Annotated in this window: 16 protein-coding genes; 8 read left to right on the top strand and 8 right to left on the bottom strand. The window is 55.1% G+C overall.

What is annotated here, in order from left to right; all coding sequences use genetic code 11:
• Window positions 1-75 precede the first annotated feature (75 nt).
• Both JIN87_RS02670 and dcd read left to right on the top strand, forming a co-directional pair.
• Window positions 76-1,932: a hypothetical protein gene (locus tag JIN87_RS02670; protein ID WP_200353967.1), complete on the top strand. Its 1,857-nt coding sequence runs from the start codon at window positions 76-78 to the stop codon at window positions 1,930-1,932.
• A 50-nt stretch (window positions 1,933-1,982) separates the two neighbouring features.
• Entirely contained in the window at window positions 1,983-2,519 is a 537-nt protein-coding gene (gene dcd / locus JIN87_RS02665; RefSeq protein WP_200353966.1) for a dCTP deaminase, read from the top strand.
• A gap of 39 nt (window positions 2,520-2,558) precedes the next feature.
• Here dcd and yidD read toward each other — a convergent pair whose 3' ends face one another.
• From yidD to JIN87_RS02650, 3 genes are all read right to left on the bottom strand, one after another.
• The gene (gene yidD / locus JIN87_RS02660) at window positions 2,559-2,825 is read right to left on the bottom strand and encodes a membrane protein insertion efficiency factor YidD (RefSeq protein ID WP_267909327.1); all 267 of its coding nucleotides are present in this window, start codon (window positions 2,823-2,825) and stop codon (window positions 2,559-2,561) included.
• 45 nt (window positions 2,826-2,870) lie between these two features.
• The gene (locus JIN87_RS02655) at window positions 2,871-3,326 is read right to left on the bottom strand and encodes a bifunctional diaminohydroxyphosphoribosylaminopyrimidine deaminase/5-amino-6-(5-phosphoribosylamino)uracil reductase RibD (protein ID WP_200353965.1); all 456 of its coding nucleotides are present in this window, start codon (window positions 3,324-3,326) and stop codon (window positions 2,871-2,873) included.
• 62 nt (window positions 3,327-3,388) lie between these two features.
• The gene (locus JIN87_RS02650; RefSeq protein WP_200353964.1) at window positions 3,389-3,817 is read right to left on the bottom strand and encodes a SufE family protein; all 429 of its coding nucleotides are present in this window, start codon (window positions 3,815-3,817) and stop codon (window positions 3,389-3,391) included.
• A gap of 148 nt (window positions 3,818-3,965) precedes the next feature.
• On the opposite strand from JIN87_RS02650, the gene JIN87_RS02645 reads away from it, so the two are divergent.
• The 4 genes from JIN87_RS02645 (at window position 3,966) to JIN87_RS02630 (ending at window position 8,772) form a co-directional block, all read left to right on the top strand.
• Window positions 3,966-4,670 carry a sulfotransferase family protein gene (locus JIN87_RS02645; protein ID WP_200353963.1) on the top strand — a complete coding sequence of 235 codons (705 nt, stop codon included), beginning with the start codon at window positions 3,966-3,968 and terminating at the stop codon, window positions 4,668-4,670.
• A gap of 75 nt (window positions 4,671-4,745) precedes the next feature.
• On the top strand, window positions 4,746-5,444 hold the full coding sequence (locus tag JIN87_RS02640) for a glycosyltransferase family 2 protein (protein WP_200353962.1): 699 nt from the start codon (window positions 4,746-4,748) through the stop codon (window positions 5,442-5,444).
• A 75-nt stretch (window positions 5,445-5,519) separates the two neighbouring features.
• On the top strand, window positions 5,520-7,088 hold the full coding sequence (locus JIN87_RS02635; protein ID WP_200353961.1) for a hypothetical protein: 1,569 nt from the start codon (window positions 5,520-5,522) through the stop codon (window positions 7,086-7,088).
• A gap of 55 nt (window positions 7,089-7,143) precedes the next feature.
• Complete coding sequence (locus JIN87_RS02630) at window positions 7,144-8,772, top strand: AZOBR_p60025 family cell surface glycopolymer formation protein (RefSeq protein WP_200353960.1); 1,629 nt, start codon at window positions 7,144-7,146, stop codon at window positions 8,770-8,772.
• A gap of 95 nt (window positions 8,773-8,867) precedes the next feature.
• Here the strand turns inward: JIN87_RS02630 and JIN87_RS02625 are convergent, their stop codons facing one another.
• The 5 genes from JIN87_RS02625 to JIN87_RS02605 form a co-directional block, all read right to left on the bottom strand.
• On the bottom strand, window positions 8,868-9,872 hold the full coding sequence (locus JIN87_RS02625) for a lysylphosphatidylglycerol synthase transmembrane domain-containing protein (RefSeq protein ID WP_200353959.1): 1,005 nt from the start codon (window positions 9,870-9,872) through the stop codon (window positions 8,868-8,870).
• Window positions 9,869-10,495 (bottom strand): class I SAM-dependent methyltransferase, encoded by a 627-nt coding sequence (locus JIN87_RS02620; protein ID WP_200353958.1) that lies wholly within the window; start codon window positions 10,493-10,495, stop codon window positions 9,869-9,871. The genes JIN87_RS02625 and JIN87_RS02620 overlap by 4 nt, the downstream gene beginning before the upstream one ends.
• On the bottom strand, window positions 10,492-11,475 hold the full coding sequence (locus tag JIN87_RS02615; protein WP_200353957.1) for a glycosyltransferase family 2 protein: 984 nt from the start codon (window positions 11,473-11,475) through the stop codon (window positions 10,492-10,494). The genes JIN87_RS02620 and JIN87_RS02615 overlap by 4 nt, the downstream gene beginning before the upstream one ends.
• Before the next feature lie 11 nt (window positions 11,476-11,486).
• Entirely contained in the window at window positions 11,487-13,733 is a 2,247-nt protein-coding gene (locus JIN87_RS02610; protein ID WP_200353956.1) for an ArnT family glycosyltransferase, read from the bottom strand.
• A 188-nt stretch (window positions 13,734-13,921) separates the two neighbouring features.
• Window positions 13,922-15,184, bottom strand: a complete 1,263-nt coding sequence (locus JIN87_RS02605; RefSeq protein ID WP_200353955.1) for an HDOD domain-containing protein — start codon at window positions 15,182-15,184, stop codon at window positions 13,922-13,924.
• A gap of 301 nt (window positions 15,185-15,485) precedes the next feature.
• Here JIN87_RS02605 and JIN87_RS02600 point away from each other — a divergent pair, with 301 nt between their 5' ends.
• Both JIN87_RS02600 and JIN87_RS02595 read left to right on the top strand, forming a co-directional pair.
• On the top strand, window positions 15,486-16,775 hold the full coding sequence (locus JIN87_RS02600) for a peptidylprolyl isomerase (RefSeq protein ID WP_200353954.1): 1,290 nt from the start codon (window positions 15,486-15,488) through the stop codon (window positions 16,773-16,775).
• A gap of 67 nt (window positions 16,776-16,842) precedes the next feature.
• Window positions 16,843-18,072 (top strand): peptidylprolyl isomerase, encoded by a 1,230-nt coding sequence (locus JIN87_RS02595; RefSeq protein WP_200353953.1) that lies wholly within the window; start codon window positions 16,843-16,845, stop codon window positions 18,070-18,072.
• The last annotated feature ends 47 nt before the right edge of the window (window positions 18,073-18,119 follow it).

Raw genomic sequence — 18,119 nt, 5'->3', positions numbered from 1 at the left:
GTTTTTTGCAATTTTGCCGTTTGTGCTCAGAGGTCACCACGCCTACGCTAGTCCAGCCAATTTCCAATTGATCCCATGTCAGCCGACTCACAGACGACCTCAGAAAAAAGCAAAGAGCACTTCATCCCGCGCAAGTTCGAGATGGAGGCGCTGAAGCAAGTCCTCCCCGTCCAAGGAACCCAAACGAACAGCAACCGAGTATTCAACATCTGGGGAAGCAAAGCCGTCGGCAAAAGCAGCTTCATCTCCGAATTCCGTGAAAGCGAGGTCATGAGCAAAGCCAAGCTCCTCTGGCTGCACCCCACACGAAAAGGCCAGCTCGACACCATCCCAGAGTTCATCCGCGCCTGTGCCCAAACAATCCGCTATCCCTCCGCCGCTAGCAAAGAAAAGAAGATCTCCGAAAGACTCGAGAGCGTTCAACGAGGAAAAGTAAACCCGATCGTATCCGACGACTCACTACTCATCACTCGAAGCAGCGTCGCTCGCCAGAAAAAGCCTTACATCAATCAAGCCGCCGCATCATCAGTCGGACGCACCGAAGTCGTCCGAGACGATGTCGAGGTAAACGTCGGACTCGGCGAAAGCAAAGCCACCAACCACGCCGAAGCATTCCTCGACGCCCTTCCTCTGCAATCCCTCGGGACCGATCTCTCCATCATCTACATCGAGAAGTTCGAAGACCTCTCCGTATCCATCGTCGACTGGCTCCGAGACTACGTCTTTCCCGCAGCCACCAACGGAGCCTACCGCCGAAGCCTGATTCTTCTCATAGAGTCCCTCGATCCATTGAATTTGGCCTACCCCAACGAAAGCTGGGGAGTTTGGTCGAACAAAACAGAAGACTTCCAGCTGTATCCATACAGCGATGACGACGTCTACAGCTTCGGTCTACATTCCGGGCTCGAACCAGATGTCGCCCATTTCCTAAAATTCAAGACGCTCGGCTACCCCGCCGAAACGCATCAAGCAATCAACGAGCTCAAAAGCCTCGATCGCAGCAAAGCCACCCAACTCCTCGATAGCCTGCCCGCTCCCGACCAGCTAAAGGTCGCCGCCCTAGCGATTCCCCAAGCGGTACACAAAGACGACTTACCCATCCTCTTCGGCAAGAACGACAGCGAAGAAATCTTCGACTGGTTCAAAAACCTCCCCAACACCGGAGCCACCCTGAGCGCCAGCGGCAAAGCCTTCGCTTTAAGCGACTCGCTTCGCGCCGAAGCGTTGAGACGCTTCAAAAACCGAAACGAGCTCCAAGACTTCTCCCAAAGCTGGGGACCAATGGCTCGGGTCACCCACCTCGTTCCCAATCGGACTGAACGCTCCAAACTCCTGCTATTGTCGGGACTTTATTGGATCGACCAAACATTCTGCCAAAAACTGTTTGGCGAACAGGCCACAAAAATCTCCCCCTTCATCACCCAAGAGAACTCCCCTCACTTCAACCGGAAGCAAGAACGCTACCGCATCTCCGAACGACTCCTTCCAGATCTGCAAAAAGCCGCGACCCGCCTCGAGCACCCCGGCGTGAACGTCGTCAAAAAGAAGGCAGAGCAAATCTGGGAAAAACGACTCGAAGAACTGAAAACCTCTCTCGCAGAACTAGATTCCAAATCCGAGCACATCCAAACCGAGCTGCGAAGCAACGGAAGCAAACAAAAGGAAATCCACACCCAAATCAGGATCCAAGAAAGAGCCTCCGGCACCAAAACCATACCAAACGCCAAACCCGGATTCCTCTCAAAGATCCTAAACCTCGGCGATTCGGACGACGTCGACGCAGACTCCCCCGAAGGCCTCCGCAAGCTTGGCTCAGGAATCGCCGCCAAGATCAACGAGCTCGAGCAAGCTCTCGACGCCATCGAGCAAGAACGCCAAACCATCAAAACCGAACTCGATCACCCGAGCATCGCCCCCTCTCCCCAGTCGTAGGTTTTAGGTTGCCAGTAGCTGCATTTTCTAAACAGCTATCTGCCCCAATTATGATTCTCTCCGACAAAGCCATCCTGGAAGGCATCGACAAAGGCGAAATCGTCGTCGACCCCTTCGACCGCTCGAAACTCGGTACCAACAGCTACGACGTCCATCTCTCAAAGCACCTCGCAACCTACACCGCCGAGGTACTCGACGCCCGAGAGCACAATACCATCGAGCACTTCGAAATCCCCGAAGACGGCTTCGTCCTCAAACCCGGCACCGTCTACCTCGGTTCCACCCTCGAATACACCGAGACCCACGCCCACGTCCCCTTCCTCGAAGGCAAAAGCAGCGTCGGGCGCCTCGGCATCGATATCCATGCGACCGCCGGAAAAGGCGACGTCGGATTCTGCAACCACTGGACCCTCGAAATTTCAGTCGCCCAACCCGTCCGCGTCTACGCCGGCATGCCCATCGGGCAACTCATCTACTTCTACGTCGAAGGCGAAATCGAAAACTACTACAACAAAAAAGCCTCGGCCAAATACAACGCCCGCACCCCACTTCCCATGGAATCCATGATGTGGAAAAACAAGTTCTAGCGTAGCGCGGTGCTTCAGCCCGCGACCACTGCAGCCCGCCTACAGGTAATCCTTCAAACTCCGCACCGGCTTCCCGTCGCCACGATCCCGATACACCATCTTAGGAACGGGATCCCATCCATAGCCGCCCCAAGGGTTGCACCGCAACAACCGCCATGTCGCGAGCCGCAAAGCCCGAACAAAAGGCAACGTTCGAAAACACTCGATCGCATAGTGCGAACAAGTCGGCTTGTAGCGACACGCCGCAGACGCCCCAAAAACAGCGTTCTTCAAAGGCGAAAGCGTCCACTGGTACAAACGTACCAAAAAAATAAATACGCCCGCCAGAGCTCTCCCGAGAAAGCCCAAAGCTCAAACCCCAGTCGAGTGCCCCTGGTAGCCAGGATTCAAAGCCGAACACTCGAGATCTAGCACGCCCGAAACGACCTCCACCCCGGCATCTTCCAACACCCGAATCCCGTTGCCCCGGTGCTCCGGCGTCGGATCCGAAGAACCGACCACCACACGCCGAATGCCAGATTCGAGAATCGCGTTGGTACAAGCCCCCGTACGTCCTTCCGTCGAACACGGCTCCAGGGTCACGTAAATCACCGCCCCCTCCTTCGGCTGGCGGCCCAGAGCCTCAAACGCCTGGCGCTCCGCATGAGGCCCCCCGTCAAATTCGAAATGCCCCTTGGCCACGATCTCGCCATCCTCCACGATCACCGCGCCGACCCGGGGATTGGGGCGTGTCTTGACGACATCCCCTCGGACAGCCTCACAAATAGCGGCCCGCATGAAACTTTCGTCCAACACTCTCTGATCCATAACAAAAGGACTACGATCCAAGACAGATAAAAACCTGCAAAAAAACGTACCCTATATGCAACTTACTGGTTTTCAGCGTTTTTCAAGCAAAGCTCAGCATATGCCTTGATCCGCTTGCGCACATTGGTCAACCCATTGCGACGATTGGGCGAAAGATGCTGGGTGATTCCCACCTCCGCCAAAAAGTCCGGCTCCAGCGAGATCACGTCCTCGGGACTCTCCCCGCTGTACAAGCCACACAACAACGTCGCCGTCCCCTTCGTGATCGCCGCGTCGGAATCCGTGCTGAAGTAGCACTTGCCATCCCGAAACTCAGGATAAACCCAAAGCCGCGACAAGCAGCCCTCGATCAAAAATGCGTCGATCTTGTACTCGTCCGCCAAAGGCGGATTCGACTTAGCGCGATCCACGATGTAGGCGAAGCGTTCGAAATGGTCGTCGAACGGAGCCAACTCATCAACCAAAGCGTCCCTTTTTGCTTCAATGCTCATTTCCCCAAGAAACACACAAACTCCCCGCCCCATGTCCAGCGCCGATTCTCCCCTCTTCATCCTTCGGGCGAGTTTCCGCCTCAGGGCGTAAAAAACCCTTGGCTCAATCCCCGCCATCACCCATCACCCATAGCCATATTCTTTCCCAATGGCCGACACTCCTAACCGCACAATCGCCATCGAGCTCAGCACCATGCGCTCCGGATCCACGCTGCTCAAAGCGCTTATGTCCGCCGCGCCCGACATCTCCAGCCTGCCGGAAGTCAACTTTACCAAATACCAGTCCGCCAACGCCCTCCAGCAGATCCACGCCCTTTGCGACGAACGCATCATCGTCCTCAAGCGCCCCTCCTGGTTCAACGACGCCAGCCGCTACCCCAAGCTGCCAAACGTCCCCGAAACCCGCCACCTCATCCTCACTCGAGACGTGCACACCAACGTCGCCTCCCTCCGCAAAATGGTTTTTCGCAAATTCGAAAAATACATGCCCGAGGGCCCCATCGACCGCTGGCTCGCACGATACTGGTCGAAATCCTACGACTCGCTGCTCTCCCGCTTCCCCCACGACGCGCAGAAAAACTTCTGGGTCCGCTACGAAGACCTCGTCGCCGACCCCATCAAATGGACCGAACAGATCTTCAAATTCCTCGGCTCCGAACGCACCGAAGGCGTAGACTCCTACCCGCCCCCCAAGAACTACGACTGGAAATGGGGCACCGACGACGGAGGCGACAAGATCAAGTCCCTCAAAGTTCAAGCCAACCCCATCCCCCAATCCTCGCTCGACATCCTCGAGCGCGTCAAAGACATCCCTCGCGTCGCCCTCACCCGACAAGCGCTCGATTACAAATAGCCGCCCCACGCAACCATACGCTTGTTAATCGAGCAGCGATTCGCGAAAAATCTCGGACCGATCCCAGCCTTAGCCATGAAGCTCACCATCGTCATCCCTTGCTATAACGAAGAAAGGACCATCGAAAAAGTCCTCGCCAAGGTACAGAGCGCCATCCCGTTCGAGAAAGAAGTCATCATCGTAGACGACTGCTCTCAAGACGGCACCCGCGAGCTCCTCGAAACCAAGCTCAGCGACTTCTACGACAAGCTCATCCTGCACGAAAAGAATACCGGCAAAGGAGGCGCCCTACAGACCGGGTTCGCCGCGGCGACCGGCGACATCGTAGCCATCCAAGACGCGGACCTCGAGTACGACCCCGCCGAAATCCCCGGCTTGGTCCAGCCCATCATCGACGGGATCGCGGACGTATCCTTTGGATCGAGATTCCGCGGAGGCAACGCCTCAAGAGTCCACCACTTCTGGCACATGCTAGGAAACCGTTTCCTCACCCTGCTCTCCAACATGTTCACCAACCTGCACCTCTCCGATATGGAGACCTGCTACAAAGCCTTCCGTATCGACGTTCTCAGACAACTCGAGCTCACGGAAAAACGCTTCGGAATCGAGCCAGAGATGACCGCGAAAATCGCAAAGCTCCGCGTGCCCATCTACGAAATCGGGATCTCCTACCACGGTCGCTCCTACGAAGAAGGCAAAAAGATCGGCTGGAAAGACGGAGTCCGCGCCATCTACGCCATCGTAAAATACAGCCCCTTCTTCAACCGCAAGTAGGCAATCCCCAACGGCAGCCCCCTAGCCTCACGAGTCCCACTTCACTCACACATCAGGCTTCCCCCTTTCTCAACGATGCCGAGCCTTCCCTACCAATCTTCGCTTGCGAAGCTCCTGCAGAGAAAAAGAACGCTGCTCGCGATCGGAACACTGCTTCTCGTATCGCTCGTCACCACCGCGGCCCACAAGCACTACAATCCCTTCGACCACCAGCTGCCGACCGGCTGCGACGAGTTTGGCTACCTCAACATGGCAAAAGCCATTTCCACAGGCCAAACCTTCGCCGACCACAGCCAGCGCCCTTTCCTTCCAGAGCTCCTCCCAGCCCTCAAGGAAAACATCCGCGATCCCAACCACTACCGCTGGATGATCGCTCCTCACGCCTATCACCTCGCCTACAGCGAAGACCGCATCATCAACCAATACCCGCCCGGCGTCGGTCTCATGCTAGCCGCGCTGCCCTTGGAGCAACGGCGAGACGCCTACACCATCGCTTGCGTTCTGATCGGATGCATCGGCCTTCTCATCGCCGCCTACGTCGACGCAGGCAAAAAGCTCACCCTCTGGCCACTCTTCCTCATTCCCGTGTGCGGCTTGCTTCTTCATTACTTCGAGGCGAGCAATCTGGAATTTCGGCGCGTCGGATCACTCGCCCCCACCTATGGACTGTTGATCGCCGCAGGCTGGCTAATGCCGAGACACCCCGCCTGGAGCCTCGCTCTCCTCTCGTTCACCACCCTCTTCCGCATCCCCAACGCGTTGCTCTTCCCACCAATCGGGCTCGCCTGCCTCTTCCTCAGCGCCCCTCACGCCAAAGGAATCGGGCAACATCTCTCCAAAGCCATCCGGCTCGGCATCGCCATCTTCGCCAGCGGATTTGGCATGTACCTGCTCTACGCCTACCTGCGGCTGGGAAGCCCCTTGGCCCTCACCTACTCATCGATCGATCAAGACTTCACCGAAGAAGGCGGCATCAGCAAAAACCTGCACTACTATTTCGTCGAACACAGGAAGTGGCTCTGGCCTCACGTATTCGCCATCGGACTACTCGCAGGCTCAGCGCTATTCAGATCCAAGTCCCTGAAGTGGCTTCTCTTCGGGCTCTTTGTATGCCTTTTCAACTACGCCTTCTACCTCACCCATAAAGTCCAGATAGAATATTACCCATACGCTTCCGCCCTCATCTGCATCGGTCTAGCCATCGGCAACCTCGAGCTAGATAAAACGCCTCAACTCCTTCGCCGATCAGCCGCAGCCGCCGGAATCCTCATCGCCCTCTATTCCCTCTACAAAGCGCCTTCTTTTCCCAAGCTCGACTCCACAGCCAACTTCCAAAAGCACGCCGCCCCCATCCAGCAAACCTTCCAAGAGTTCGACGCCATCTGGGCCGAGCACAGATCCGGCACCATCGAATACGTAACCGGTAAAGCAGGCCTACGCTACAACTGGGGCCCCGACCATTCTCGTGTGTTCATCATCAAGTGGCTCCGAGATCACGGCTACACTCAAGCCATCTGGCACAGCGACCCAGGCATCAACCCTCTCGCCGATATAGAAAAGCTCCTCCAGCGAAACGAAATCGGATACACAAAAAAAAGTGGTCCTGCAGGCGACTACCTCGAGATCGCAAGCGCAACGCAATAGAGCTCCAACTACGAGAGACTGCTCAAACCTCCTGCCATAGCCAATCCAGCAACCCATGCGTCAACAAACGATCCAAGTCCTTTCGCATATCCGAAAACGACCTTGGCACTACCTCTACGCTGGAGTGGTCCTCTATTTCGTCACAACCATCGCCGCTCACTACGCGCCGCCCGAAGGCTTCACAAGCTTCCTAAACTTCGGCGACCGCTTCTACGCTCAATCGACCGACGCCTTCAAAAGCGCCGAACCCCGAGTCTTCGAAGATAGCCCCGGCTACGACGGGCAATTCTACGCTCAAATCGCCCTCAACCCCACCCTAAGCGATCCGCAGCTACAAGAGGGGCTCGATAACTTCGACTACCGCGCCCGGCGCGTTCTCATGCCGTCCGCCGCATGGCTCCTCGGACTCGGCCAGCCCGTTTGGATCCTAAATGCCTTCGCCCTGCTCAACCCGCTCTGCTGGCTCGCGTTCGCCTTGTTGCTCACCCATTGGCTCCCACCTAGCAACTTTCAAAATTTCATACGCTGGGGCGGAATTCTCTTTGGAGCAGGCTGGGCCACCAGTATCCAATCCGCCCTTACAGATGGTCCTGCCATCCTGCTCACCCTACTTGCGATCTACTTCGCCACAAAAGAAAAGCGGTTGTCCGCAGCAGGCTGTATCGCAGCCTCCGCCCTCACGAAAGACGCCAGCCTGCTCACGGGACTCAGCCTCTTCTCCGGAAAAAAGCCGACACTAAAAGAGCTCGTCCAAATAGCAGGACTCGGACTGATCACACTCCTGCCCCTCGTCACTTGGACCCTCTACATCGAATCCATTAGCGAAAGCAACCAAAGCACCACCGGCTCGCGCAACTTCGCTTTGCCCTTCGCCGGGCTCTGGCAAAAATATGGCGAAGTCTTCGAAGCCGTTTCCCTCGATCCCAAGGCCTACATCGTCATCCATCTTCTAAGCCTAATCGGGTTGAGCCTTCAAATCGCCTATTTCCTATTCTTCCCAAACTGGAAATCCGTCTGGTGGCGCTGCGGCATCGGCTTCGCCGTGCTCGGTTGCGTCCTAGGCCATGCCGTCTGGGAAGGATTTCCAAGCGCCGCTCCCAGAGTCCTGATCGTACTTCACCTCTGCTTCAACCTTAGCTGCCCTCGCGGCAAGGCATGGCTTCCCCTTCTCCTTTTCGCCAACGTCTCAGTCATCGATTTTCCCGAACGGCTTCAACCCCCTCCGCCCTCCGATCGAAATCTAGAACTCACCCAAACGATCGTCTTTCTCGAAGTCGACCCATCGATAGACCCCGCACTCTTCGAGCTCGATTTTCAGACCGGCTGGCACAGACAGGAAAGAAGCGGCGACCTTCACTGGAAATGGAGCGAAGGGATCGCAGAAGTCCACCTCTTGAGTCTCGCCCGCAATCCGATCGAAGCCCGACTACAATTCCTAGTGAGCACTCACTACGAGCGAAACTGCATCATTTCCTTAAACGGAGACGAAATCCTCCGCTTCGACCAAAAACCGACGCTCGAGCGATTCGCCAGCGAAACAGTCCTCATCCAGCCCGGCACAAACACCCTCTCATTCGGCGGCGATAGCCTCGGCAAAGAATCCAGCCCCCTCGACCCACGAAAGCTGGGCCTCTCGCTTTTCAAGATCTCCCTGCTTCCCGCCAACCCCGACGGCAGCAATTAGAGCACTTTTCTTTTGAACAGTCGCACTTCAGGCATCCTAAAGTGGGAAGCGGCCTTGTGCCGCGATTCTCAGTGCCTAAACAAAAGAAAAATGCTCTAGTCGCCAGATCCAGAGCCGCGGACCACCCTCGCAAGAGCAAAGCCGCCGGCCAGCGCAGCCAGCACCGCAAGCGCAAGCACGTGCATCGCGATGCCGATTCCCAAAGCGGTACTCAGATCGATACCGATCAGCTTGAATCCAAGCGTCCAGCCCGCTTCCAGCGTGCCAAAACTTCCGAAGGTATTAACAGGCAAAAACTGAGTGATGTGCGACAAGGACGACCCCAAAATCACCTCGCTAAACGAAAGCGCCACATCCGTCTTCCAAAAAAACAGGTAGAAAAAAACCGAAAGCAGAACCCAGATACCAACGGAGAGCATGAACACCGCAAGCCCCTTGCCAAAGCTAGAATACCGAACAACCGCTTCCCTCGTACGCGTCACAAACGAATCTAGCTTCTGCCCCATTTTCCTCAGCTTCGGATATCGGCTAGATGGTATCATAAACGAAAGATCAACGCGCAACGCCACATACATCCCCAAGCCAACCAGCACTCCGAAAACAATCGGTAGCGAGATTACCAATACAAGATCCGATCCTTCTTGATCCGTCCTTCCAAGGCTCGCCAGATACCAGCCAGCCGCAAACAGAACGACCAACGCCAGCGACACAGCGTCAAAGAACCGAGCGACCACTAAAATTCCAGTCGACCGAGATACCTCTATCCCAAATCGCTTCTTCAACAGCAGCGGAAACGAAAGCTCGCCCAAGCGAGCCGGCAAGAGGTGATTATAGAACTGGTGGATACAAACGATCCCAAACAAACGAAAGAAGTTCCGCAAGAAACGCCCCTCAAGCAAAACAGAGAATCGCGACGCTCGTAACGCAATCGTGCACACATAAAAAGCAGAAGCTGCCAGCACCCAGGAAACTCCCATCTTTTCGAAGACCGAAGAAACAACCGCCAGATCCGTTATCTCCAATGCCAACCACAACAAGCCGATAGTTAGCAGAACGGATAAAACGATCCAAAAGGTTCGATTCTCCACCAAGAGCTTCATCGCTTAGGCCGCACGACTACGATAGTCCAAGGAAGCGGACGATACACCGCTTCGATCTCAAAATACGTCGACAAAAAGCGAACAATTCCCCGCGAGCTCCAATGATTGAGATGCCCTGGCGAATTCCCGAAATCCCTCATGTACTTGAAGGCCGCGAAATTCAGCATTCGAAAAATCGGCTCATTCGGCACGCTAACGATTCCGCCCACCCGACAGAGTTCCGCTAGCTTCTTAAGAGCTTTTTCCGGCCCCTCAAGGTGCTCAAACACCTCACAGGCGGATACAAAATCGACGCTATGCGATTCATCGAGATCGAAGATATCAACCTGCTTAAACTCGATGTCAGGATTCTCCGATTTAGCCGTTTCAATAATCTGTTTCGAGAAATCCAAGCCGACAATCGATTCAAAGCCAACATCCTTGAGCAGGCGCGTCGACACCCCTTCACCGCAGCCAACGTCAATCGCGCTCTGGCACTCTTTCGCGAGAGGTGCTGCCGCCCTTCTAAACGTATCCAAAAAGTTCTTAACGAGATATCGCTGTACCGGGTTCTTGCTCTCGTACTTGTTCCAAGTACCGGCAGGGATGCCATCCTCTACTATATTGTCACCTTTTTGGCTCATACCTTTTTCTCCTTCTCAATACCAACCGACTCTCTTATCAGAGCCGACACAAACGGACGGTTCGATTGCTTCGTCATCAACTCAGCCAACAACCCGAACGAGATAAGCTGAACCGACGAAATCACGCACAAGATGCCGAGGAAGAATAGGGGCCGATTACCAATAGGCCCCGCTCCGATACACCACAAAATGCTCAAATAACTAAGCACACCAAATCCAAGCAATCCGAGAATACCGCCAATCGAGCCAAATAAATGGGCCGGCCTCGCAATATAACGGGTCGTCGTCAGCACAGACATCAAATCAATCGACCCTCGAATAAAACGCTTGTATCCATATTTCGATACTCCGTGAGTACGCGGCCTATGCTCCACCTTCACTTCAGACACCGAAAAGCCCACGCTATTGGCCAAAATCGGGATAAATCGATGTAGCTCGCCATAGAGATCGATCGATTCGATCACCTCGCGTTTGTAGAGCTTAAAGCCACAATTCATGTCGTGAATCTTGATCCCTGACAGCAAAGACGTGAGCGAGTTAAAAACTTTAGAAGGCAAAGTCTTATCGATCGGATCCTTTCGATCAAACTTCCAACCGCTCACAACATCATAGCCCTCGTTCATCTTTTCGATAAACTTGGACATCTCCGAAGGGTTGTCCTGCAGATCCGCGTCCAAGGTGAAAATGAATTTCCCCATCGCGTGACGGAATCCAACCGCGAGCGCGTTCGCCTTCCCAGCATTCGTCCGCATGCGAAGCCCCTTCACGACACGAGGGTGTTCCTTCTCAAGCGCCTGGATACGATTCCAAGTCTGATCGCTGCTGCCGTCATCTACGAAAATGATCTCGTACTCGCCGATCTCAAACTTACTCGCGGACTCGCTGATTTCCTCACAAAGCGTAAAGAGCGTTTCCTCCTCGTTGTAAGCAGGAATCACAAAACTGTATTCGCAAGAACCTGACGCCTCTAATTCATTCATTAGCTGTAACCTCACCCTTCATCATTAGTGTCACGGAGGAAGATCTTCCGTAGCGATATACCAAGGAGTCTCGAATCATCAGAAAGACCAAAATCCTTCGGAGACCTCAAATCCTCAAACTCGAAAACGAGCTTCAACGTACGCTCATCCTTCAAAAGAGATTTCGGCACAATACAGCTCGGATTCGAATGATTTTCATTCGCGATCCTGTCTGAGGAAACCAATTCCCCATTGGCATAAATATTGACCTTTCGAACATCACTTTCGTCACCGAGAAAATAGTGAGCATCGAAATCTAACTTCAGATCGCCATCTGGAAGACTCCCAACCGGAAAGCCGACCTCCACCCGCTTTTCATCGCTCCAGACCCAACCCTCTTCAGGATCCGCCCATCCTTCACCCAAGTACTCGAATCTGCCGCCCTCCTCATCGAAGCTCAACGTATCGCCCACTTCGAAACGAGTCGGCCCCATCGCCATCGACTGTATCCAGAAGGCCATACAACGCGTATCATTCGAATGTCCAAGGTCTTTGGGTGAATCACATCCACTCCGCGAAACGAACTCGATGCGTTTCCATTTCCGGTCTAGCGGCAAAGGTATCACTAACTCCTCGGAACTGGTTCCAATCAGCTTCGAATAACAAAGCTCACCCTCGATCGATATATCCAAAACCCGTTCCTCATCCAAGCCGGATCGAATTGTCAGATACAGATCAGCATCTCCAGCCGCAGTCCCCCGGATAAACCCGGTAAACCTATCTTCAGTCCAAAGCCCAGTACGCTCCTTGTGATGAAAGCCCTCCAGAGGAATTAAATTCAGTCGATCGCTCTCAAATAAATAAGCGCGTGACTCGGCATGAGCCGAATAAATTTCGTAGTCACGGGAATGCTCCAACAAACGACCAGATCCGCTAAACAAAATGTCCCCAGGGGAAAGAATCGTCTCCACACCAGGAGCATTCAGTGCAGGCAGCACCGTTTTGCTTTCATAGTCCAGCAAGTACATCTTGTAATCCGGCAAGTACCATTGGACGAAACGCGGAACATCAAACCAGAAAACAACCGTGCTTTCCGCTTCGCTCATCCGTTCAACCTCCAAAACCGTCTGAATCGGAGCCGGAACGAACGTCCTCAACCGGTACGCCTGTTTTCCGGTTGAAACGGTTTGACCAACAAAGAGGACAAGAAGCAACGCCACGACCGCCATCGAAAACAGGTTCCGCCTATCAATCGAAAACGCAGGTCTCAGCAGCATTCCTAAAATCAATGCCGCAGAAGGAAGCATCATCACCGTGACCCGATGCAAGTGCAGCGGATGAAATTGCAGCACGGAAAATGACGCGATCGCGAACCACAAAACAACAAGCGCAAGGCAAATACCGCCACCTCGCTTTTCACCTTCCCCCTCGCGAGACGCCCCAAGTCGATCCCACAAAAAGACAACAAGTCCACACAATACCAGTCCACCCAATACCCACTCCCAACGATCCGAGAATAATCCCCATAATTCAACTACACTTTCGAGATCGAACTGAGCTCTGACATCCGGGTGGTTTTGATACTGTTTCTGAGAAAACTGATAATACCTCGAAAACGAACCATGCCCGAGAGAGATCGGCACCAGCCAAGCAAGCGTACCAACAAGCCCCCCCGCCACAAAGAGCCCCCGCTGCGACCACAACCGGCAATAAACGATCAGCACCAACGCAAACGCCACACCCATGATGATCAGCTGAGGCCGCACGCCTACCGTCCACCCCAAAGCCAACCCGCTCAAAACCGGAAACCAAATCCCTCCCTTCCTGCAGTTCAGCCCCAAGCGAATCGACAACAACAGGAAGAAGACGGCAACAATGTCATTCATCGCCACCAGACTCGTCTGCATACGCGCCGGAGCGACCAACATGACAGCCGCAGCAATGAGCCCAACCTTCCAGTCAACGAGCCACTTCCCCAATGAGAACACCAACAAGATGCAGCCCACTCCCGTAAACACGCTCAGAAGCGTCAGCGTCAGCTGCGGGTCATCCAGCACCGAATCGATCGCACGAGCCGTGTAGACATAGGCGGCATACCCAGGAGGATGCGGCTGGTGCTTCAGAAGATTCAGCTCCTCGATCGCAAGGGCGAAATGAATACTATCCTGATCGTCAAACCAAACCGAACGAAACGGCAAATGAGCGACCACCAACAATACTCCCACCAGCAAGTATTTGGAGATTGGCGACCAGCGATTCGACTCTAGAGCGTTCGGCATAAATTCCTAAGGATGAGATCAAACAAGAGGGATTGAAGCTATCCATGCTCTATTCACCCTTTTCAACCAAATAAATTGGCCCTCAACGAGAGTCGCTCGCTCTGCCGTACGGCTAAAATCAGTTCGGCCAACCAGTCACCACAAGCAATCGATTCGCCCGCCGTCGCACTTGGAGAATCTATCCTCGCCTAATCGAAATCGTAGGCGAAATCTGGGGACAAACCGAGCTTCTCCGCCAGATCCTCGTTCAGGCGATCTCCGCAATAGCACGAAACGCCTTGGTTCGAATGAGCAGCGAAGTTCGCGAAGTGCAAAAGAGAAGTCGGGCAATATACCTTCTCGGCAACTTTCTCCGGCTGATGGTGCCAAGTCACCGCCCGTACGATCACCTCCGGCAAGCCCCACATCGCAAAGAGGAAGCCTCCCACCGCCGCGTGGTCGCAACCGTAATTCTCGCGCTCAAGCTTCCAGCAAGGCGTGTTGGAGTCCACCGATTGCCCCATCAGATCAGCGTAATCGTTCCCTTTCGCCGCTAGAAGAACCAGCTTTCCCAAGTCATGCAACAGGGCCAAACTGCTCAGCTGCTGGATCAGGCGCATGTTCTTCACGTGCTGCCTCATGCGAAGCCCAAATTGGCTCGCCTCGATCGAATGCTGCAAAATCGAATTCGCCAGCTCGTGCAAACCAGGGCTCAACCGGAGCTGCTTCTTCGCCAGCTCGGTGATCGCCAGATTCCGCACAAAATCCATTCCCAGGATCTGTAAGGCCTCCTCAAGCGTATCAACATCGCCCGAAGTTCCGTAAAAAGCCGTGTTCACCACCTGCAGGATCGTCGCCACCGCCGTAGGATGCTGGGAGATGATTCGAGTCAAATCCTCAATCTCGCAATCCGGATCGTCCGCCGTGCGCAACAGCTCCTGCATCGGAGCCGTATTCACGTGCAACTCTTTGGTGTCACGTACGATAGCAGCCACCTCGGGCTTACGAATCCGAAGATGCGTCACCAGCACCTGACGGATCGCCAAGGCCAAGGCCCCCGGCGTCACAGGCTTTTCCATCCGGCGATGCGTCAAGCCCACCGTCTTGCTCAACAAATCTCGCTCGGACTCAGCATACAGCAGGAATCGCAACGAATTTGGCGATAGCTCCTTGCTCTTCTTGAGAAATTCAATCGGTCCGCTGTCAGGAAGACCGCCGCCGACCACAAACACGTCCGCCCGGCCCTCTTTCAAAGCGCTCACCGCGGCCGCCGCCGAAGTCGCCACCCGCACAACCCAACCAGGCAGATTGAAGGCAGCATTAGATCGCACAGCATCGAGATGGTGGGCGTCGCCATCCACCACCAGTACACTTACTATTTTTTTCCCTGCGGAGCTCATTAAGTTTATTTCACCCAACCCCGCAAGGTTCTTGAGGACTTGGGCTTCGACCTCGTCGCCGTGCGTAATCATCGTGTTATGAATGAATTAAATAACGGTATTGATAAGCAATAACGACAAATTCCTAGCAATTTGAAATCCTTTTAACGGCTGTATCCAAGATTTGATAACCCAAACTAGCAAAATAACCTATAGAAAGAGCCGAAGATAACTAGACCCGCTTGCAGCGAACACCAACAGTCTCTACCCCAACTCCACCCAGATTACACTCCCTATACCGAAGCAAGGCCTCAACCCCACCCGTAAAGAAAAGTCCCGATACGCCTCAATTAACTCGAATCCGAGGCCTCTCATCCTACGTATAGCAATCCAGATGGCTACCGCCCACTACTCTCTCAAAGACAACATCCACCGCAGCGTCGCGACCCTAGCACTCTTCGCCGCTATCCAGACCACAAACGCCTTCGAACCCGAAGAAGAAGGCATCTACGCGGTCTTCGATACCTCCATGGGCGAATTCACCGCCAAGCTGGCCTACGACGCCGTCCCCTTGACGACAGGCAACTTCATCGGCCTCGCCGAAGGAACCATCCCAAGATTCGACCCCGAAACCGGCGACATCGTCGAGCAACGCCCCTTCTACGACGGCCTCGTCTTCCACTTAGTATTCAAGGATTTCCTAATCCAGGCGGGTGACCCGCTACCGGAAGACAATACAGTAAACGGACCGGGGTACACCATCCCCGAAGAGCTCCACCCCAACCTCTCGCACAATCCGGACTACTCCCTCTCCATGTACAACACCAGCTGCATCAGCTGCGACCCTGGCACTGCGGATATCAACGACATTTCCACCGGCAGCCAGTTCTTCATCACCGCCGCAGCCCTCCCCGGCCAGCCGCCAGCCGGCTACAATCTCGACGGAAAATTCTCCGTCTTCGGCGAAGTGGTGGACGGGACCGACGTGATCGACGCGATCGGGGAAGTCGCCGTCGATCCCGAAACCAGCCGCCCCACTGAAGACGTCACGATCAACTCCGTGACCATCGTCAGAGAAGGCGACGCCGCCAACGCGTTCTACGTCTCCCAGCTCGAACTGCCCTACCGCTTGCCCACCCCCAAAGTAAAATCGCAACCCGACCCAGACGAAGGAGCCCTCCTCAGCCTGGAAGCCATTCCCGGCGCCCCCTACGAGGTGGAGACCAGCAGCGATCTACAAGCCTGGGAAACAACCACCCTCACCAACACCGGGTCCACAATCGCGGACGCACCCATCGGTCCAGCCCCCCTCTTCGCTCGGGTAAAAGCTCCCCAACAAGCTCCCTACGACTACTCCGAGGTCTTGGACAACGTCACCATAAACGCCGTTATCAACGAAGCGGTTCCCGGCGAGAACTGGACCTTTCAGTTCAACAACGACGGCAAGGGGAAAATCATCTTCTCGGAAGAACTCACCTTCGACATCGACTTCTACACCTACCACCGCATCCCAGACGGCGGACGAATTCGCCTGAGCAGCATCGCCCTCAACCACGAGATGGTCATGCACATCAAGTACGTCGACGAAACCTCAGGCGGCCTCTACGTCTGGATCGACGACTACATCAGCGGAAACCCACTCCGCTATCCGACCACCGGGACCTTCGAAGTGGTCACCCCGTAAGCGGCATCCAGAAAAAGCTCGCCACAAAACGAGCGAATAAAGTCGGACCGGGCACCGTCCTTCTTGCATGAGAATCCCCATTGCCATTCTGCTCGGTTGCTGGAGCGTCGCCGCCAGCTTCAGCCAACCCACTGCAGACGGCATCTACGCGCTCTTCGACACGAGCGAAGGACAAATAACCACCCGCCTCTTCTACAAAGAAGCCCCCATCTCCTGCGCCAACTTCATCGGCCTCGCCGAAGGCAGCATCATCCTCTGGGACGCCAACGGCGAACCCATCGCCACTCCCTTCTACGACGGGCTCACCCTCCATCGCGCCATCCCCGACTTCATCGTCCAAGGCGGCGACCCTCTCGGCGACGGCTACGGCGGCCCCGGCTACTACTGGCCAGACGAAGTTCGCCCCGACCTCAACCATGACCGGCCCGGCACCCTCTCCATGGCCAACAGCGGACCAAACACCAACGGATCCCAATTCTTCTTCACTCTCGAAGCAGTCCCCGAATTCGACGGCCTCTACAACGTATTTGGCGAAACCATCGACGGACTAGAAACCCTCGAGTCCATCTCCCAACTCCCCACCACCGGCCCAGCCAACACAGTCTCCGACCCCGACCATCTCCTCGAAAGTCCCGTCGCCATAAACTCCATACAAATCCTACGAATAGGAGCAGAAGCCGAAGCCTTCCACTACCAACCCCACCTCTTTCCAGAACGCTTCCCGGCAGACATAGAACTCGTCCGCCAACCCAAGACCGACCCCAAGCTCCGCGTCCACAGCCTGCCCAGCGCCCGCTACCAAGTCGAAACCTCCGAAGATCTCGAAAACTGGTCCCACGCCGGCACGATCGCCGGCAAGTTCGACGAAGGAGACACCCACGACCTCGAAATCACCCAAGAGCTCCACAACGGCAAACCCGCCCACTTCAAACGCGTATCAGAAATCTACGGACACCTCTCGCGCGACGCCTCAGGCAGCACGCTCACCGTCACCACCGGCGAGGGCGAAGAGGCCTACACCGAGACGATCGACTTCGCCGCGGAACAAACCGCCACCTACTCAGTTCCCGACCTCAGCTACGATGCAGACTACGTTTGGTACGAGCTCAGCGACGGCCGAACCCAAGTCTGGATCTACCTGCTCGGCACAGACTCCAGCATCCCCGAAATCCAATACTTCCTCGAGTGGACCAGCCACAACGGCGGCTACGTCTACATCCGAGACGCCACCCCCGACTACGTCGAAGGCGAGTCACCCGACGATTGGGTCCTCGAAGGCAGCTTCACCTTCGAATAAACAAGCGAACCGCCCCCTCCAAAAGTCTCTAAACCCGCGGACACCAC

The organism is Pelagicoccus mobilis, from assembly GCF_016595505.1.
In the GTDB taxonomy this organism is placed as follows: Bacteria; Verrucomicrobiota; Verrucomicrobiia; order Opitutales; family Opitutaceae; genus Pelagicoccus; species Pelagicoccus mobilis.
This window is presented reverse-complemented; position numbering and strand designations above follow the sequence as displayed.

What these genes read in the sequence shown, in the direction of transcription:
- JIN87_RS02670 (WP_200353967.1), top strand. Translation starts at nt 76, where the DNA reads ATGTCAGCCGACTCACAGACGACCTCAGAAAAAAGCAAAGAGCACTTC.
- JIN87_RS02620 (WP_200353958.1), bottom strand. Translation starts at nt 10,495, where the DNA reads ATGAGCCAAAAAGGTGACAATATAGTAGAGGATGGCATCCCTGCCGGT.
- JIN87_RS02595 (WP_200353953.1), top strand. Translation starts at nt 16,843, where the DNA reads ATGAGAATCCCCATTGCCATTCTGCTCGGTTGCTGGAGCGTCGCCGCC.
- JIN87_RS02610 (WP_200353956.1), bottom strand. Translation starts at nt 13,733, where the DNA reads ATGCCGAACGCTCTAGAGTCGAATCGCTGGTCGCCAATCTCCAAATAC.
- JIN87_RS02650 (WP_200353964.1), bottom strand. Translation starts at nt 3,817, where the DNA reads ATGAGCATTGAAGCAAAAAGGGACGCTTTGGTTGATGAGTTGGCTCCG.
- JIN87_RS02625 (WP_200353959.1), bottom strand. Translation starts at nt 9,872, where the DNA reads ATGAAGCTCTTGGTGGAGAATCGAACCTTTTGGATCGTTTTATCCGTT.
- JIN87_RS02640 (WP_200353962.1), top strand. Translation starts at nt 4,746, where the DNA reads ATGAAGCTCACCATCGTCATCCCTTGCTATAACGAAGAAAGGACCATC.
- JIN87_RS02635 (WP_200353961.1), top strand. Translation starts at nt 5,520, where the DNA reads ATGCCGAGCCTTCCCTACCAATCTTCGCTTGCGAAGCTCCTGCAGAGA.
- JIN87_RS02605 (WP_200353955.1), bottom strand. Translation starts at nt 15,184, where the DNA reads ATGATTACGCACGGCGACGAGGTCGAAGCCCAAGTCCTCAAGAACCTT.
- JIN87_RS02600 (WP_200353954.1), top strand. Translation starts at nt 15,486, where the DNA reads ATGGCTACCGCCCACTACTCTCTCAAAGACAACATCCACCGCAGCGTC.
- JIN87_RS02655 (WP_200353965.1), bottom strand. Translation starts at nt 3,326, where the DNA reads ATGGATCAGAGAGTGTTGGACGAAAGTTTCATGCGGGCCGCTATTTGT.
- JIN87_RS02645 (WP_200353963.1), top strand. Translation starts at nt 3,966, where the DNA reads ATGGCCGACACTCCTAACCGCACAATCGCCATCGAGCTCAGCACCATG.
- JIN87_RS02615 (WP_200353957.1), bottom strand. Translation starts at nt 11,475, where the DNA reads ATGAATGAATTAGAGGCGTCAGGTTCTTGCGAATACAGTTTTGTGATT.
- JIN87_RS02630 (WP_200353960.1), top strand. Translation starts at nt 7,144, where the DNA reads ATGCGTCAACAAACGATCCAAGTCCTTTCGCATATCCGAAAACGACCT.
- dcd (WP_200353966.1), top strand. Translation starts at nt 1,983, where the DNA reads ATGATTCTCTCCGACAAAGCCATCCTGGAAGGCATCGACAAAGGCGAA.